A 15,084-nucleotide genomic window follows, 5' to 3' on the forward strand; every position below is an offset into this window, starting at 1 on the left:
CCGATGAGCCTGTCCAGACGGGGTTTGCTGGCCGCCGGCGGCGGCGCGGTAGGGGCCCTGGCGGCCACCGCGGCGCCCGCCGCGGCCCACGGTGAGCGGGGCCGCGCGGTGCGCACCGGATTCGACCGGCTCGCGGCGGACGGGTACGCCGCCCTGTCGGGCGAGCGGGTGGGCGTCGTGACCAACCCGACGGGCATCACCGGCGACGTGCGCCACATCGTGGACGTGATGCACGCCGACGACCGGGTGGACCTGATCGCGGTCTTCGGCCCCGAGCACGGCTTCCGCGGCACCGCGCAGGCGGGCGGCTCCGAGGGCCGCTACGACGACCCGGCCACCGGGCTGCCGGTGTACGACACGTACCTGAAGAGCGGGCAGCCGCTGGCGGACGTCTTCACCGCGTCGGGCGTCGACACCGTCGTCTTCGACATCCAGGACGCCGGCGCCCGCTTCTACACGTACATCTGGACGCTGTTCGACTGCATGCAGGCCGCCGCGCTGGCCGGCAAGCGGTTCGTGGTGCTGGACCGGCCGAACCCCGTGACCGGGCGGGCCGCCCTCGGGCCGGTGCTCGACAAGCGGTTCGCCACCTTCGTCGGCCGCGAGCCCATCGCGCAGGCCCACGGCATGACCGTCGCCGAACTGGCGCTCCTGTTCAACGGGGAGTTCCTGACGCAGCCGGCGGACCTGTCCGTCGTGACGATGAAGGGCTGGCGGCGCTCCGACTTCTTCGACGAGACCGGGCTGCCCTGGGTGCCGCCGAGCCCCAACATGCCCACCCCCGAGACCGCCCTCGTCTACTCCGGCACCTGCCTCTTCGAGGGCACCAACCTCTCCGAGGGGCGCGGCACCACCCGGCCGTTCGAACTGCTCGGCGCCGAGGGCGTCGACCGGCACTGGGCCGAGGCGGCGAACGCCCTGGACATGCCCGGAGTCCGCTTCCGCGAGGCCTACTTCGCCCCCACGTTCTCCAAGTTCCAGGGGAAGACGGTGGGCGGCGTCCAGGTGCACGTCCACGACCGCGGGTCCTTCGACCCGGTGCGCACCGGCATCGGCCTGCTGGTGACGGCCAAGCGGAGCTGGAGCGGGTTCGCCTGGCGGCCGGACAACTGGATCGACAAGCTCACCGGCACCACCTCGGTGCGCACCCTGATCGACGCGGGCGCGGACACCGACGAGGTCGTCGGCGCGTGGGCGGCCGACCTGGCCGCCTTCCGGGCCGTGCGCCGCAGGTACCTGCGCTACTGAGCGGGCGGCCCGCCCGGGGCGGGGGGGGTGAGGTTGTCCCCACCCCCGCCCCGGGTGGCCGCACCCTGGCCCCGCCCCCGGGCGCGCGGGGAGGGTGGAGCCATGCGCCCCCGGCTGCGAGACCTCAGAAGGCATCCCCTGCTCCAGCACGCCGTGCTGCTCCTCACGGCACTGGCCGCCATCGCCCTGATGACGCCCGCGCGGGCACAGCAGCAGGCCGACGACCCGGTGCGCGCCCTCGCCCGGCACGCCGAGCCGCTCTCCGACCTGCGTCCGCTGGCCGCCATGGCGGGCTCGGCCACCGTTGTGGGCGTCGGCGAGGCGACCCACGGCTCGTCCGAGTTCTTCACCACCAAGCACCGGCTGTTCCGGCACCTCGTCGAGCACGAGGGCTTCACCACGTACGCCCTGGAGGCCAACTGGAGCGCGGGGCTGCGGCTGAACGCGTACGTGCTGCGCGGCGAGGGCGATCCCCGCACGATCATGCGCGAGGAGTTCCAGGAGTCGTACCTGATCTGGCACACCCGCGAGTACCTGGACCTCCTGGAGTGGATGCGGCGGCACAACGTCCGGCACCCGGACCGGCCGGTGCAGTTCATGGGCAACGACATCGCCTACGCGGGGCCGCGGCTGTTCGACGAGGTGACCTCCTACGTGGCGGCCCGCCATCCCCGGCTGCTCCCCGAGTTCGAGCGGCTCTACGCAGCGTCCCGGCCGGCCGGCGGGGTCCGGGAGACCATCGAGCGCTCGATGCGGCGGCCGCTCGCCGAGCGCCGGGCCATGGCCGCCGACGTGCGGGCCGCGCTCGCGCTGCTGGAGCGGCAGCGGCCCGGACCGGACCGGCAGCGGCACGCCTGGGTCCTCCAGCACGCCCGCGCCATCGCGCAGACGGGCGCCGAGTTCGCCTTCGACTTCGAGGACCCGGCGCAGGTCGGCGCGGCCATGCGCCACCGGGACCGGATGATGGCCGAGAACACCGTCTGGTGGCAGCGGCAGACCGGGCACCGGATGCTGCTCTCCGCCCACAACGGTCACGTCCGCTACGAGACCACCGACCCCGAGAACTACCCCAAGGTGCAGGGCGCGTTCCTGCGGGACCTGATCGGCGACTCCTACGTGAGCGTCGGCTTCACCTTCGGCCGGGGGTCGTTCAACGCCCTGGACCTGACGGACCCCGGGGAGCGGCTCGGTACCTTCTCCGTCCCGGCGCCCGGCCCCGGCCGGGCCGAGCACACCCTGGAACGGGTCGCTGCGCACGACTGGTACGCCGATCTCCGCACGGCCCCGCGGACGGCCCGCCAGTGGCTGGGAGTCGCCCGTCCCACCTGGGACATCGGCAATGCCTGGCCGGACGAGCCCGAGCGGGTGCGCCTGCTCACGTCGTACGACGTCCTCATCCATCTGCATGAGGTCCGGGCGGCCGAACGTCTCTGATCCTCCGCGGGTATGGCTGTTTCCTCCCTTGCGCAGGATGCTGGGGTGAGGGGACGAGGGGAGGGGCGCCATGGCCGACACAGGTGGGCAGCCGTACCGGGAGGCGGTCTTCGGGGCGGACGGCGATCCGCTCGGGCCGGCCGGCGGCCTGGTGGAACCGGGGATCACCGATCTGCTCCTGTTCGCCCACGGGTGGCACAACTCCCCCGCCACGGCGCGGGCGATGAACTCGGCGTTCTTCGCCCCGTTCAGCAAACTGGTGGCCCAGACCCCGCAGGCGCGACTCGCGTGCGCGGCGGTCGCCTGGCCCTCGATGCGGTTCACGGACGAGTCCATCCCCGACGTGGAGCCTCCCGCGCCGGGGGCGCAGCCGACGGGACCGGGGCTCGACCGGGCGACCCGTGACGGGCTGATGGCGCTGCACCCGGGCCGGCACGCCGACGTGCGGCGGCTGGCGGCGCTCCTCGACGAGCAGCCCGGGTCCTGGTCGGCGTTCGACGAGTTCGGTTCGCTGGCGCGGCAGTTGGCGGCCGTCCCGGCCGGCGGGCTGGAGTCGGGCTTCGCCGAGGACCTGCCGCTGGACGAGCAGGGGCCGCCCGCGGTGCTGTACGAGAGCGTCCGGACGCTGTGCGGCCGGCTGTCGCAGGCCCTGGACCCCGGTCCGGCGGCGGACGTCTGGGGCCCGCCGGGCGCGGGCCCGTCGGGCGGTGGCCTCCCGGGCGCGGGGGTGATCCGGGCCGGGGCCCCCGGCGGACCGGTACCCGGCCGCGGCAGGCCGGACGGTCCGATACCCGGCGGCCCGGCCGCGGTGCACACCGCTCCCGGCGCCGGCCACCCGGGCGCGACGGTACCCGCCGTGGCGCCGTTCCCGTGGCGGGGAGCGAAGGAGCTGCTGCGGCAGACCACGTACTACGCGCTCAAGCGCCGGGCCGGGACCGTCGGCGAACTGGGGCTCGGCCCCCTGCTGGGCCGGCTGGCCCGGACCGCCCCCGACGTGCGGGTCCACCTGGTCGGGCACGGTCACGGCGCCCGCCTGGTGGCCTTCGCGCTGCGCGGCCTCCCGCACGGCGCCCACAACGTGAAGTCGCTGACACTGCTCCAGGGCGCCCTGTCGCACTACTCCTTCGCCTGCGGCCTGCCGCACGCGCCGCGCGGCGGGGGCGCGCTCGCCGCGCTCCAGGACCGGGTGGACGGCCCGGTGGTGGCGTCCTACTCGCGGCACGACAGCGCGCTGGGCGTCTTCTACCCGCTGGCCTTCGGGCTCGCCGGGGAGCCCGCGGCGGCCGGGGACGACCCGCGCTGGCGCGCGATGGGCGCCGAGGGCATCCGGGCCGTGCCCGGGGCGGTGCGCATGAGTCTGGGCGAGGCGCTGCGCGACGGGCTGCCCGGCAGCGGGTGCGTCAGCGTGGACGCGGCCCAGGTGGTGCGGCGCGGCGGACCCCCGGCCGGCGCGCACAGTGACATCTGCCACGAGGAACTGGCCCGGCTGGTGCTGGCGGCGGGCCGCGTCGGCCGCTGAGCGGCGTGTTCGGACCGGTCCGAACGAACGGATCCGGACGAATCGGCGGCCGGCGATTTTCGATGGAGCCCAAACGGGCACTCCTACGTCCATTCCCCAACGCCGATGTACGAGAGTGACGGAGGTGCCGACACGATGGCAGGTTTCCGGAGTCTTGCGAGACAGGTGCGCGACGCGCGGTGCGATCTGGCGCTGCGCCGCTATTCGCTGCGCAAGTGCCTGGAGCGGTTCGCGCCGTACGGCCACCGGGCCACCTGGGACCACCTGTGCGCCCGCCACGGGATCGAGCCCGAGGACCGGGATCCGGATCCGGTGCGGCTGGTGGCCGCGCTGGACGAACTGGAGGACGCGCGGGCCGTCTGGCTCGCGTACGAAGAGGACTTCGCGGACCGCCGCAAACGGGAGAAGCACGAGGGGCTGCGGCGGCCCGGCCATCTCGACGACTGGCACCGCAGGAGCCGGGGCGGGAACGGGGTCGCGCGCTGCGACACCCCGCACGCCCACCCCGCCGAGCCGCTGGGCGAGGTGCTGCGCCGGCTCATCGGCGCGCTGGACGAGGAGCCGGGGGCGGCCTGTCCGGTGTGCAGGGGAACGCACATCGTGTGGCGCCACGACCTCGACGGCGAGCCGTGGGCCGGACCGGTCTGCGACGGCTGCGGGATCGTGGTCCCGGAGCCGGTGCTGAGCGCGGACGCCGTGACCGCGGCGCGCAGGGCGGGGCGGCACGCCCTCGCCTCGGTGGCCTGACTCCGGGCCGTCCGGGCGAGGGCCGGCCGGAGGAGGGCCCGGCCGGGGCGAAGTGCCCGCCGGGGTCCGGCCGGGACGCGCACGGGGAGCCGGGTACGCGGCTCCCCGGGGCACCGCCGCGGCGGCCCGGGCACGCGGGGCCCGGCCGGCGGCCGGGTACCGGGGCGGCGACCGCCCGGCACGGGGGCGATCGGCGTCCGGTGCCGCACACCGGTCCGCCGGGCTGTGCGGGGCGCCCCTTAGCAGAGCGGAAATCCCGTGGGCCAGCGGGAATCCGGCGCGCGAGAGTGGCGGGAGACGGATGCCACGAGCGAGGAGCCCCCGACATGTCGACGCTGCGCGTCACCGCCGAGAGACTGACCGTGCACGAGCACCCCGACGCCGACGCGCTGGAGCTGGCCCAGGTGGGCCTCTACCGGGCCGTCGTCGCCAAGGGCGCGTACCGCACCGGTGACGTCGCGCTCTACATCCCGGAGCAGGCCGTGCTGCCCGACGGCCTGATCGGTGAACTGGGCCTGACGGGGCGCCTGTCCGGCGGCGGACGCAACCGGGTCAAGGCGGTGCGGCTGCGCGGCGAGCTGTCGCAGGGCATCGTGTGCCGGCCGCGTGCGCTGGCCGGTGTCGACCTCGCGCGGGCGGCCGAGGAGGGCACCGACTTCGCGGAGCTGCTCTCGATCACCAAGTGGGTCCCGCCCGTCCCGGTCGGGATGAGCGGTGCGGTGGAGTCGGCGCCCGGCCTGCTGGGGTGGGTCGACATCGAGAACCTCCAGCGCTACCCGGACATCTTCGAGCCCGGCGAGCCGGTGGTGCTGACGGAGAAGCTGCACGGCACGGCCTGCCTGCTGACCTGGTCGGCCGCGGACGGCGGCAGCGTGCGGGTCTCCTCGAAGGGCTTCGGCGCCAAGGGCCTGGCCCTCACCGAGGACCCGGCGAACCTCTACTGGCGCGCGGTGCTGGGCCACGGCGTCCCGGCGGTCGCCGCGCGGCTCGCCGCCTCGCTCGGGGCGAGCCGGGTCGGCGTCTTCGGCGAGGTGTACGGCGCGGGTGTGCAGGACCTCGCGTACGGGGCGGACGCCCGCAGCGCCGAGGGACTGGGATACGCGGTGTTCGACGTGTCCGCGGAGATCGACGGGCAGGTCCGCTGGCTGGACGCGGCCGCCCTGCTCGACGGTGAACTCCCCCTGGTGCCACGGCTGTACGAGGGCCCGTACGACGCCGCGAAGGTGCTGGAGCTGGCGACCGGCAGGGAGACGGTCTCGGGCCGGGGCCTGCATCTGCGGGAGGGTGTGGTGGTCCGCGCCGCGGTCGAGCGCTACAGCCCGGTGACCGGCGGGCGGGCCATCGCGAAGGCGGTCAGCCCGGCGTATCTGACGCGCAAGGGAGGCACCGAGTACGAGTGATGCCTGCGGTCCGGGGGACGGGGCGCCCGTCCCCCGGGCCGGCCGGCCCGGCCGGCCCGGCGGTCAGCGTGCGTCGCCCGCGGGCGGGCGGCGTTCGCCCAGCAGCCGGGAACCGGTCAGCTGCTCGCCGAAGACGTCGTCCGGGTTGGACAGCACGCAGGTCTCCAGGGACAGACAGCCGCAGCCGATGCAGTCCGTGAGGTGGTCGCGGAGCCTGCCGAGCTGCCGGATGCGCTCGTCGAGCACACCCCGCCACGCCTGGGAGAGCCTGGCCCAGTCCTCGCGGTCGGGGGTGCGCTCCTCGGGCAGTTCGGCCAGGGCGTCCCGGATGGTGGCCAGGGGGATGCCGACCCGCTGGGCGGCGCGGACGAACGCCACCCGGCGCAGCGTGTCCCGGCTGTAGCGCCGCTGGTTGCCGCTGGTGCGCCGGCTGGAGATGAGGCCCTTGGACTCGTAGAAGTGCAGGGCGGAGACGGCAGCGCCGCTGCGTGCGGCGAGCTGGCCGACGGTGAGTTCGTGGATCGTCTCGGGAATCTGGGGCACCCGCCGAACCCTACGTGCACGGTGGACTCGTCCCCGCCCTCCGTTGACAGAGCGCCCCCGGGCCGACCATGCTGAGCAAGCGCTTAGACATCGTCTGGGACAGATGTGTCGCGACATGCGCTTCGACAGTGCGAGAGGCAGGGACCAGGGACATGGCCGAGCCGAGGATCTTCACCTCCCCCGAGGAGCTGCGCGCCGGAGTGGGCGAGCAGCTGGGGCACAGCGACTGGCTGGAGATCGACCAGAAGCGGATCGACCTCTTCGCCGACGCGACGGGGGACCACCAGTGGATCCACGTGGACCCGGAGCGGGCGGCGGACGGCCCCTTCGGCACGACGATCGCCCACGGCTATCTGACCCTGTCGCTGCTGCCCGCGCTGGTGCCGCAGGTGCTGCGGGTCGAGGGCATGAAGATGGGCATCAACTACGGCACCAACAAGGTGCGCTTCCCCGCGCCCGTCCCGGTGGGCTCGCGCCTGCGCGCCACGGCCGTGCTCCAGCAGGTCGAGGAGGCGGGCGGCGGCGTGCAGATGACCGCCCTCGTCACGATCGAGCGCGAGGGCGGCGACAAGCCGGTGTGCGTGGCGGAGTCGGTCTCCCGCTACTTCTTCTGAGCCGTCGGGCCGGGGAGCCGTCGGGGTCCGGCCGTGGCCCGCTGCCCCGGGCTCCCGGGCCGGCCCCGCACCCGCTCAGCGGTCCTGCGGGGCTCCCACCATGCGCAGCACGAGGTCGGCGTAGAACGCGCCGACCTCGTCGGGCGTGCGGCGCCCCTGGGTGTTGAACCAGCGCGCCACGTCGATGCAGAGCGACAGGATGGCGACCGCGGTGCCCGGCACGTCGGGCACGGTGAACTCCCCGGCCGCGACGCCTTCGTCGAGGAGCCTGCGCACCACGGCGTCGCTCTCGCGCCGCAGCTCGATGATCTCCGCCCGGTGGTCGTCGGAGAGGGCGTCCAGCTCGTACTGGACGACGCGGGCCGTGGTGTGCCGTCCGGCGTGCCAGCGCACGAAGGAGCGGACGGCCTCGGCGAGCCGCTCGCGCGGGGTGCCGGGCGCCTCGTACGCGGCCGTCAGGATGTCGAGGGCCTTGTCGTGGCCGATGCGGCTGATCCGGTGGAGCAGCTCTTCCTTGGTCTTGTAGTGGATGTAGAGGGCCGCGGGGCTCATGCCCGCCCGCCCGGCGATGTCACGGGTGGTGGTGGCGTGGTAGCCGCGCTCGGCGAACGCCTCGACCGCGGCGACCAGCAGTTTCCTGGCCGCCTCCGGGGTGACCTGGTCCCACGGCTTCTCCTCGCCGGGCACGTCCTCGCCGGCCGCCGTCTGGTCCGCCGCAGTCATCACTCGCCCCTTCCCTGGCACAGGACGACACCATACCCCGCGAATGAGCGCCCGCTTAGGGCCTCGCGCGGGGGATCGTGCGGCGGCGGGGCGGCGGGGCGGACGGCCGCGGCGCCCGCGCTCCGGCTTTCTACAGCTTCTGGAAGGGGTCGTGCTCGGCCAGCAGCTTCTCCAGCCGGGCCTGGTCGACCCTGCTGACGATCTGGCCGGCCTCCTGGCGGTCCCGCACGACCTTGGCGAGCGTGAAGGCCGAAGTCGTCAGGTACAGCACGGCGACGGCGAGGAAGGCGCGCACCCAGGCGTCCGCCTCCATGTGGTAGATCCCGATGGCGACGGCGCCGAGCGCGACGGCGAAGGAGATCACGGCCTGGCTGTAGTAGGCCGCGGTGTTCTGCTGCTTGACCTGTGTCTCACTCATGGGGACAGCATCCGCGGCCGTGGCGGGTGTCACATGGGTGCTGCTACTCATCCGCGTACTCAGGCGGCCCTCCGGCCCTCGCGCGGCCCCCGCCCCGCGGCGGACTTCCCCGGAGGGCCCCCGTCCCCCGGCGGGCTCAGAACGCGCTCACCCCCGTGAGCGCGCGGCCGATGATCAGCTTCTGGATCTGGCTGGTGCCCTCGTAGAGGGTCATCACGCGGGCGTCGCGCAGCAGCTTGCCGACCGGGTACTCGTCGATGTAGCCGTAGCCGCCGAAGACCTGGAGGGCGTTGTTGGCCGCGCGGACGGCGGCCTCGGAGGCGAAGAGCTTGGCCTTGGAGGCGGCGGTGGCGAACTCCTCGCCCCGGTCGACGAGGTCGGCGACCCGCCAGGTGAGCAGGCGGGCCGCGTCGACGTCCACCGCGATGTCGCTGATCAGCTCCTGCACCAGCTGGTAGTGGGCGATGGGACGGCCGAACTGTTCGCGCTCCGCGGCGTAGCCGACCGCCGCGTCGAGCGCGGCCTGGGCGATGCCGACACAGCCTGCGGCCACCGACATCCGGCCCTTGGCCAGCGCGGACATCGCGATCGAGAAGCCCCTGCCCTCCTGGCCGAGCATGGCGGACGCGGGGACGCGCACGTCGTCGAGGACGAGTTCCGCCGTGGCCTGGCCCCGCAGGCCGAGCTTGCCGTGGATGGTGCGGCGGGACAGCCCGGGAGTGCCGGCGGGGACGAGGAAGGCGGAGACGCCCCGGTGCCCGGGGGTGTCGTTGGTGCGGGCGAACAGCAGCACCACGTCGGCCCAGGTGCCGTTGGTGATGAACATCTTGGTGCCGTTGAGCACCCAGTCGCCGCCGTCCGCGACGGCGCGGGTGGCCAGGCTGCCCGCGTCCGAGCCGGTGCCCGGTTCGGTCAGCCCGAAGCAGCCGACCGCGTCGCCCGAGGTCAGCCGGGGCAGCCAGGCCCGCTTCTGCTCGTCGGTCCCGTACGCGGCGACGGTCTTGGCGACCAGGCCGAGGGAGACGGAGACGATGCCGCGCACCGACGAGTCGCCGCGGCCGAGTTCCTCGGTGACCAGGCAGTAGGCGAGGTGGTCGCCGCCGGAGCCGCCGTACTCCTCGTCGACGGTGAGGCCGAGGAAGCCGAGCGCGCCGAGCTTCTTCACGATCCCGCGGTCGACGCTCTCGGTCCGGTCCCAGTCGACGACATGGGGGGCGACCTCACGGGCGACGAAGTCCGCGGCGAGCCGGCGGACGGCCGACTGCTCCTCGGTGAGCTCCAGGTTCATACGCGGACACCCCACTTTAACTACCACTGCTAGTTTATTTTGCCAGGCCCTACTATGTGCCGCATGGCCCGACCGCGCAAGCCCCTCCTCAGCCGTGACCGCATCGTCGAGGCGGCGGGCGCGCTCGTCGACGCGGAGGGACTGGACGCGGTCTCCACCCGGCGGCTCGCGGCCGAACTCGGGGTGAGCGGCCCGTCGCTCTACAACCACTTCCGCAACAAGGACGAGATCCTGGAAGCCGTGGCCGACGCGGTCAGCGCCCGTGTCGACCTGTCGATGTTCGACGCGGACGACCCCCGGGACTGGCGCACCGCGCTCCACGACTGGGCGCTCTCCTACCGGTCCGCGCTCCGGGCCCACCCCAACACCGTCCCGGTCCTCGCCCGCGGACCCGGCCGCCGCCCGGCCGGCCTCAAGGTCGCCGACGCCGTCTTCGGCGCGATGGTCCGCGCCGGCTGGCCGCCCGCCCAGGCCACGTACATCGGCGCGCTGATGCGCTACTTCATCACCGGCTCCGCCCTCGGTTCGTTCGCCCTCGGCTTCGTCGACGACGCGGACGCCTACGACCCGGCCGACTACCCCCATCTCGGCCAGGCCCACCTGCTGGCGGACCGCCGCGAGCAGGTGGACGAAGGGGCGTTCGAGACGGGCCTGCGCGCGCTGCTGGACGGGCTGACGGTGCAGTACGAGGCGGGAGCGGGGCGGAACGGGACGACGGCGGCCCCGTAGCGCGGGACGCGGGGACGCACGGGCGCGGCAGCCATCCTTCGGCCGCCGCCGAAGGATGGCTGCCGCATCCTGGGGGCATGACCTCGCCCCGCGACCTCGCCGCCCTCGCCTCGCTGCTCGCCGACGAGACACGCGCGGGCTTCGCCCTGGCGCTGCTCGACGGGCGCGCCTGGACGGCCGGGGAGCTGGCACGCCACGGCCGGGTGGCCGCGTCGACCGCGAGCGGGCACCTCGGCAAGCTGGTCGCCGGGGGCCTGCTCGCCGAGGAGCGCCAGGGGCGCCACCGGTACGTGCGGCTCGCCGACGACCGGGTGGCCCACCTGGTCGAGGAGCTCGCCGCGTACGCGTCACCCGGTCCGGCACCCCGGCCGCGCACGCTGCGCGAGTCGAGCGCCGCCCACGCGATGGCACGCGGCCGCACCTGCTACGACCACCTCGCGGGCCGGCTGGGCATCACCGTCACCGAGGCGATGACGGCGCGCGGGCTGATCGCGCAGGACTCGGGCTTCGCGCTCACCGGGCGGGGCGTCGACTGGTTCGACGGGGCGGGCATCCCGCTGGTCCGCACCGGACGCCGCCCGCTGGCCCGCGGCTGCCTGGACTGGACCGAGCGCCGGCCCCATCTCGCCGGGGTCTCCGGCGCCCGGCTGTGCGCGCACGCGCTGGAGTCGGGCTGGTGCGTGCGGATCGGGTCGGAGCGGGCTGTGAAGGTCACCGCGGAGGGCGAGCGGGCGCTGCACGAGCTGCTCGGCATCGAGCCCGGGAAATTGCGGTGAGCGCCGAAGGGTCGCGGCCGTACCGTCGCCGCATGACGAACCCCTCCCGCCCCGCCGCCTGGCCCGCCCTCGCGGCCGCCGCCGTCACCGTCGTCCTGTGGGCGTCCGCCTTCGTGTCCATCCGCAGCGCGGGGGACGCCTACTCCCCCGGCGCGCTGGCCCTCGGCCGGCTGCTGGCGGGCTCCCTCGCCCTCGGCTGCGTGCTGCTGGTCCGGCGCGAGGGGCTGCCGCCGAAGGCCGCGTGGCCGGGCATCGCGGTGTCGGGGCTGCTGTGGTTCGGCGTCTACATGGTCGTGCTCAACTGGGGCGAGCAGCAGGTGGACGCGGGCACGGCGGCGATGGTCGTCAACGTCGGCCCGGTCCTGATCGCCCTGCTCGGCGCGCGGTTCCTCGGCGAGGGGCTGCCGCCGCGGCTGGTCGCGGGCATGGCGGTCTCCTTCGCGGGCGCGGTGGTCGTGGGCCTGTCCATGTCCGGCGAGGGCGGCTCGTCCACCCTCGGCGTGGTGCTGTGCCTGGTGGCGGCGGTGGGGTACGCGGCCGGTGTGGTCGCCCAGAAGCCGGCCCTGACCCACGCGAGCGCGCTCCAGGTGACGACGTTCGGCTGCCTGGTCGGCACGGTCGCGTGCCTGCCGTTCGCGGGGCAGCTCCTCACGGAGGCCTCCGACGCGCCGCTCCCCGCGACACTCAACATGGTCTATCTCGGCGTCTTCCCGACCGCGCTCGCCTTCACGACCTGGGCCTACGCGCTGGCGCGCACCACGGCGGGCCGGATGGGCGCCACCACGTACGCGGTCCCCGCGCTCGTGGTGCTGATGTCGTGGCTCGCTCTGGACGAGGTCCCGGGCCTGCTGACGCTGGCGGGCGGTGCGCTGTGCCTGGCGGGGGTCGCCGTGTCCCGCTCGCGGGCCCGGACGGCCGCCGCCGGGACCGGTGGCGAGGCGGGGGCGGAGACCGCCGCCCGGCGCGGGGAGACGGCGCGCTGAGCGGGGGCGGGTGACGGCGGTCCGGTCCGGACCGCCGCGGGGAGACCGCGGGGCCCGTGCGGTGCACGGCAGGGCGGGGGTCCGTCCTGCCGTGCGGCGCGCGGGCCTGCGTCAGTGGGCGCAGTACGACGAGAGCGGCGCGGTGAGGAAGGGGAACATCTCGGTGACGTCGACGCGGGCCGCCAGCCGGTCGGCCACGTTGGTGGTCCGGTTGGTGTAGGTGAACACCACGTCGATCAGCGTCCGGGCCATGGAGACCTCCGACCGGGTGGTGTCCACGCCGGTGAGCGCGCAGTCCCGCGCGTACTGGGCGGCCGCGGCCGAGTAGATCTCGGGGTAGCGCAGCGCGCAGTAGTTGACCGCGCGGTGCCGGTCCGTGGAGCCGGTGTTGTCGGTCAGCGCCGTGACCCTGCTCAGCACCTCTTCGGCGGACGCCCGGAAGGCGCCGTCGTCGATCCCGTCAGGGGTCGGCAGCCGGTCGAGGAAGCTCGCGGTGTCGAAGGAGTAGAGCTGCTCGAAGGCGATCTGCGGCAGGGTGAGCCCGTTGCAGCGGTCCAGGGACGCCAGTCCGCCCATCGTGCCGATGACCACGTCGACGTCGCCGGCCCTGGGCGCCGGCCGGACCGTCTCCACGAGGAGGTCCACCTCGGCGCTGTCCCGCGGGACGAGGAGGTAGGCGTCGAGGCCCCCGATCGTCAGCACCCAGCACATCTGGCGTGCGAGATAGCGGTTGGCGGGTTCGTTGAGCACCGTGTGGACGGCCTGGCCGTCGGTCATGCCGCTCGTCTCCGTGCGGCCCACGGCCTGTTCGAGTTCCTTCTCCACGCCGAGGTCGGGGAAGCGGGCCTCGATCCGGCCGACGGCGTACACGTAGCCGCCGGAGCCCTGCGGGCCTCCCGCACCTCCCGCACCGCCGCATCCGCATCCGCATCCTGCGGCGGCTTCCGGTGGGGGCTCGGCGGAGACCGCGGCCGGGGCGGCGGGGGTTCCGGCCGGGACGACGGCGTCCGCCGGGCCGGCCCGCCCGAGGGCCGGACGCGGGGCGGGGGCCGGTTCGCGGGTCGCTTCGGGGGCCGGGCCCGGGGGTTCGGGGGCGGGCACGTTCTCGTTCTCGTTCATGGTTCTCCGTGTGTTGTCGACCGGCGCCCGCGCGGGGCGATGCTGAGCCAGCCGTTGAGAGCGGCCGCCCGCCGTCGGCACCCTCCGCAGGGCCGTACGCGTGCGAGAGAGGTGGCCCGGGAGACGGCGTCCCCGAGGCCCGTCTCCTGCTGCACCAGGAAGTCGGGCAGCCGGACGCGGTGACGTGCCGGTGCCGGCGGTTCCGGCCGCCGGGCGGGCGGCGGTCCGTCCCGATCGGGGGTGTCGGGCATCAGATCAGCTCCTCCAGGAGGCGACGGGCGTCCAGCGGGGGCGGCACCAGACCGCGGCGCGGGCGGCCCGCCCCGCGTGCCGCCCACAGCAGCCGGCCGGAGGGCAGGCCGGGGGCGAGGGACCACGCGAGGGCCAGCACGCCCGTGACGAGCGCGGCGGCGAGACTGCTCCCGCCGAACTCCTGAAGCCCTCCGCCGGGTGCCAGGGAGGGCAGCGGTGCACCGGGCGCGAGCAGCCCCCGCCGTCCGGCGGACGGGCTCAGATCGGCCCGGGGCAGGGGCCGTCCGGCGAGGTCGCCGGGGACGACGGGGAGGACGGCCGGGTGCGAGGTGAGGGGTGACGATGCCACGCGCCCCCGCTGCCCGCCGGCCGCGACCACGACGACTCCGTGGCGGCCGGCCAGATCGAGCGCTTCGGTCAGCTCGGGCGCGGCCGTGGCCTGCGTGACGAATGCCGCGCTGACGTTGATCAGCCGCGCACCGTGGAGCCGGCACGCGTCGATGCCGCGGGCCAGTTCGGAGGCGGACGTCCAGAAGCGGTCCTCGGTGAATACGGGACGCAGGAGCAGCGGACACCCCGGGCAGATTCCCGGCGCACCGCTGCCGCGAGCGGCCCCCAGCACACCGGTCACGGCGGTGCCGTGACGCAGCGCCGCACTGTCCCGGCCCGGTCCGGCCACGGCACCCGGCTCGCGGGGCACCCGTTCGACCGGGGCGGCCAGCAGGTCCGGGCCCAGCGCCGCCACGGGGCCGTCCAGGACGCCGACGGGCACGGCACCGCTGCCGTCCGTCCGTGCCATGAGCGGGCCGATCCGCACGGCCTGCTGCCACGTGGCGTCGGCCGCCGGTGCTACGCGGACATGTGGCACGGCGGCGAGGGCCAGCCACCGCACGCGGTCGCCAGATGCGCGCACTCGCACTGGCAGTTGTCGTCGTGGCAGAAGGACATGCATTCGACGAGGAGGTTGATGCAGGCCTGATCGCCCTGGGGAACGATCAGGTCCCCCAGGGCCGCCGGTCCGGCGGCCGGCCTTCGGTACTGCTCCGCGGCACCGCCCAGGGCGGCGTGCGCGGTCAACGGGGGAATCCTCATGGTGAGTCGGGCCTCCTGTCCGGCGGAGGAGGGCGACACGATACGGCTCGGTACGAGCGTACGGCGCGGACTCGGGCGTTCGACGCGGAAGCGTGCCGCCCCGTTTGACGTTCTCCTTCCACGCTACGCGCGGCCGGGCGCGGCCGCTCGGGGGCGGCGTGCCCGGTTCCGGACGCGGGACCGCTGTCCGGGAGCGCTC

The 15,084-nt window shown here is 74.9% G+C and carries 16 protein-coding genes; 9 read left to right on the forward strand and 7 right to left on the reverse strand.

Features of this window, described 5'->3' with window-relative positions; translation table 11 throughout:
* Positions 1-3: 3 nt before the first annotated feature.
* From IAG43_RS05880 to IAG43_RS05900, 5 genes are all read left to right on the forward strand, one after another.
* Positions 4-1,248, forward strand: a complete 1,245-nt coding sequence (locus IAG43_RS05880) for an exo-beta-N-acetylmuramidase NamZ family protein (RefSeq protein ID WP_187739697.1) — start codon at positions 4-6, stop codon at positions 1,246-1,248.
* Positions 1,249-1,350: 102 nt separating this feature from the next.
* On the forward strand, positions 1,351-2,682 hold the full coding sequence (locus IAG43_RS05885; protein WP_187739698.1) for an erythromycin esterase family protein: 1,332 nt from the start codon (positions 1,351-1,353) through the stop codon (positions 2,680-2,682).
* Positions 2,683-2,752: 70 nt separating this feature from the next.
* The gene (locus IAG43_RS34380; RefSeq protein ID WP_246574079.1) at positions 2,753-4,201 is read left to right on the forward strand and encodes a serine-threonine protein kinase; all 1,449 of its coding nucleotides are present in this window, start codon (positions 2,753-2,755) and stop codon (positions 4,199-4,201) included.
* Between the two features lie 135 nt (positions 4,202-4,336).
* Positions 4,337-4,948, forward strand: a complete 612-nt coding sequence (locus tag IAG43_RS05895; RefSeq protein WP_187739699.1) for a hypothetical protein — start codon at positions 4,337-4,339, stop codon at positions 4,946-4,948.
* Positions 4,949-5,274: 326 nt separating this feature from the next.
* Positions 5,275-6,348 carry an RNA ligase (ATP) gene (locus IAG43_RS05900; protein ID WP_187739700.1) on the forward strand — a complete coding sequence of 358 codons (1,074 nt, stop codon included), beginning with the start codon at positions 5,275-5,277 and terminating at the stop codon, positions 6,346-6,348.
* A gap of 63 nt (positions 6,349-6,411) precedes the next feature.
* Here the strand turns inward: IAG43_RS05900 and soxR are convergent, their stop codons facing one another.
* Positions 6,412-6,891, reverse strand: a complete 480-nt coding sequence (soxR, locus tag IAG43_RS05905) for a redox-sensitive transcriptional activator SoxR (protein ID WP_187739701.1) — start codon at positions 6,889-6,891, stop codon at positions 6,412-6,414.
* Between the two features lie 152 nt (positions 6,892-7,043).
* Between soxR and IAG43_RS05910 the strand changes: the two genes are divergently transcribed.
* On the forward strand, positions 7,044-7,505 hold the full coding sequence (locus tag IAG43_RS05910) for a MaoC family dehydratase (protein ID WP_187739702.1): 462 nt from the start codon (positions 7,044-7,046) through the stop codon (positions 7,503-7,505).
* A 75-nt stretch (positions 7,506-7,580) separates the two neighbouring features.
* On the opposite strand, the gene IAG43_RS05915 is transcribed toward IAG43_RS05910, so the two are convergent.
* The 3 genes from IAG43_RS05915 to IAG43_RS05925 all read right to left on the reverse strand — a co-directional run bounded on the left by IAG43_RS05915 (position 7,581) and on the right by IAG43_RS05925 (position 9,934).
* Positions 7,581-8,228 (reverse strand): TetR/AcrR family transcriptional regulator, encoded by a 648-nt coding sequence (locus tag IAG43_RS05915; RefSeq protein WP_187739703.1) that lies wholly within the window; start codon positions 8,226-8,228, stop codon positions 7,581-7,583.
* A 130-nt stretch (positions 8,229-8,358) separates the two neighbouring features.
* The gene (locus tag IAG43_RS05920) at positions 8,359-8,646 is read right to left on the reverse strand and encodes a YiaA/YiaB family inner membrane protein (RefSeq protein ID WP_147990593.1); all 288 of its coding nucleotides are present in this window, start codon (positions 8,644-8,646) and stop codon (positions 8,359-8,361) included.
* 136 nt (positions 8,647-8,782) lie between these two features.
* On the reverse strand, positions 8,783-9,934 hold the full coding sequence (locus IAG43_RS05925; protein WP_187739704.1) for an acyl-CoA dehydrogenase family protein: 1,152 nt from the start codon (positions 9,932-9,934) through the stop codon (positions 8,783-8,785).
* A 63-nt stretch (positions 9,935-9,997) separates the two neighbouring features.
* On the opposite strand from IAG43_RS05925, the gene IAG43_RS05930 reads away from it, so the two are divergent.
* The 3 genes from IAG43_RS05930 to IAG43_RS05940 all read left to right on the forward strand — a co-directional run bounded on the left by IAG43_RS05930 (position 9,998) and on the right by IAG43_RS05940 (position 12,422).
* Positions 9,998-10,663: a TetR/AcrR family transcriptional regulator gene (locus IAG43_RS05930; protein WP_187739705.1), complete on the forward strand. Its 666-nt coding sequence runs from the start codon at positions 9,998-10,000 to the stop codon at positions 10,661-10,663.
* A gap of 77 nt (positions 10,664-10,740) precedes the next feature.
* Positions 10,741-11,439, forward strand: a complete 699-nt coding sequence (locus IAG43_RS05935) for an ArsR/SmtB family transcription factor (protein ID WP_187739706.1) — start codon at positions 10,741-10,743, stop codon at positions 11,437-11,439.
* Positions 11,440-11,471: 32 nt separating this feature from the next.
* Positions 11,472-12,422: a DMT family transporter gene (locus IAG43_RS05940; protein WP_187739707.1), complete on the forward strand. Its 951-nt coding sequence runs from the start codon at positions 11,472-11,474 to the stop codon at positions 12,420-12,422.
* A gap of 111 nt (positions 12,423-12,533) precedes the next feature.
* On the opposite strand, the gene IAG43_RS05945 is transcribed toward IAG43_RS05940, so the two are convergent.
* The 3 genes from IAG43_RS05945 to IAG43_RS05955 form a co-directional block, all read right to left on the reverse strand.
* Positions 12,534-13,541, reverse strand: coding sequence for a cyanobactin maturation protease PatG family protein (locus IAG43_RS05945; RefSeq protein ID WP_223005910.1), 1,008 nt, complete (start codon positions 13,539-13,541; stop codon positions 12,534-12,536).
* A 250-nt stretch (positions 13,542-13,791) separates the two neighbouring features.
* Positions 13,792-14,592 carry a S8 family serine peptidase gene (locus tag IAG43_RS05950; RefSeq protein ID WP_187739708.1) on the reverse strand — a complete coding sequence of 267 codons (801 nt, stop codon included), beginning with the start codon at positions 14,590-14,592 and terminating at the stop codon, positions 13,792-13,794.
* Between the two features lie 50 nt (positions 14,593-14,642).
* On the reverse strand, positions 14,643-14,885 hold the full coding sequence (locus IAG43_RS05955; protein WP_187739709.1) for a hypothetical protein: 243 nt from the start codon (positions 14,883-14,885) through the stop codon (positions 14,643-14,645).
* Between the last annotated feature and the right edge of the window lie 199 nt (positions 14,886-15,084).

The organism is Streptomyces genisteinicus (assembly GCF_014489615.1).
GTDB lineage: Bacteria > Actinomycetota > Actinomycetes > Streptomycetales > Streptomycetaceae > Streptomyces > Streptomyces genisteinicus.

Bases quoted from the DNA above. Each gene is read 5' to 3' on its own strand.
- IAG43_RS05880 (WP_187739697.1), top strand. From the start codon at position 4: ATGAGCCTGTCCAGACGGGGTTTGCTGGCCGCCGGCGGCGGCGCGGTA.
- IAG43_RS05885 (WP_187739698.1), top strand. From the start codon at position 1,351: ATGCGCCCCCGGCTGCGAGACCTCAGAAGGCATCCCCTGCTCCAGCAC.
- IAG43_RS34380 (WP_246574079.1), top strand. From the start codon at position 2,753: ATGGCCGACACAGGTGGGCAGCCGTACCGGGAGGCGGTCTTCGGGGCG.
- IAG43_RS05895 (WP_187739699.1), top strand. From the start codon at position 4,337: ATGGCAGGTTTCCGGAGTCTTGCGAGACAGGTGCGCGACGCGCGGTGC.
- IAG43_RS05900 (WP_187739700.1), top strand. From the start codon at position 5,275: ATGTCGACGCTGCGCGTCACCGCCGAGAGACTGACCGTGCACGAGCAC.
- IAG43_RS05910 (WP_187739702.1), top strand. From the start codon at position 7,044: ATGGCCGAGCCGAGGATCTTCACCTCCCCCGAGGAGCTGCGCGCCGGA.
- IAG43_RS05915 (WP_187739703.1), bottom strand. From the start codon at position 8,228: ATGACTGCGGCGGACCAGACGGCGGCCGGCGAGGACGTGCCCGGCGAG.
- IAG43_RS05920 (WP_147990593.1), bottom strand. From the start codon at position 8,646: ATGAGTGAGACACAGGTCAAGCAGCAGAACACCGCGGCCTACTACAGC.
- IAG43_RS05925 (WP_187739704.1), bottom strand. From the start codon at position 9,934: ATGAACCTGGAGCTCACCGAGGAGCAGTCGGCCGTCCGCCGGCTCGCC.
- IAG43_RS05930 (WP_187739705.1), top strand. From the start codon at position 9,998: ATGGCCCGACCGCGCAAGCCCCTCCTCAGCCGTGACCGCATCGTCGAG.
- IAG43_RS05935 (WP_187739706.1), top strand. From the start codon at position 10,741: ATGACCTCGCCCCGCGACCTCGCCGCCCTCGCCTCGCTGCTCGCCGAC.
- IAG43_RS05940 (WP_187739707.1), top strand. From the start codon at position 11,472: ATGACGAACCCCTCCCGCCCCGCCGCCTGGCCCGCCCTCGCGGCCGCC.
- IAG43_RS05945 (WP_223005910.1), bottom strand. From the start codon at position 13,541: ATGAACGAGAACGAGAACGTGCCCGCCCCCGAACCCCCGGGCCCGGCC.
- IAG43_RS05950 (WP_187739708.1), bottom strand. From the start codon at position 14,592: ATGGCACGGACGGACGGCAGCGGTGCCGTGCCCGTCGGCGTCCTGGAC.
- IAG43_RS05955 (WP_187739709.1), bottom strand. From the start codon at position 14,885: ATGAGGATTCCCCCGTTGACCGCGCACGCCGCCCTGGGCGGTGCCGCG.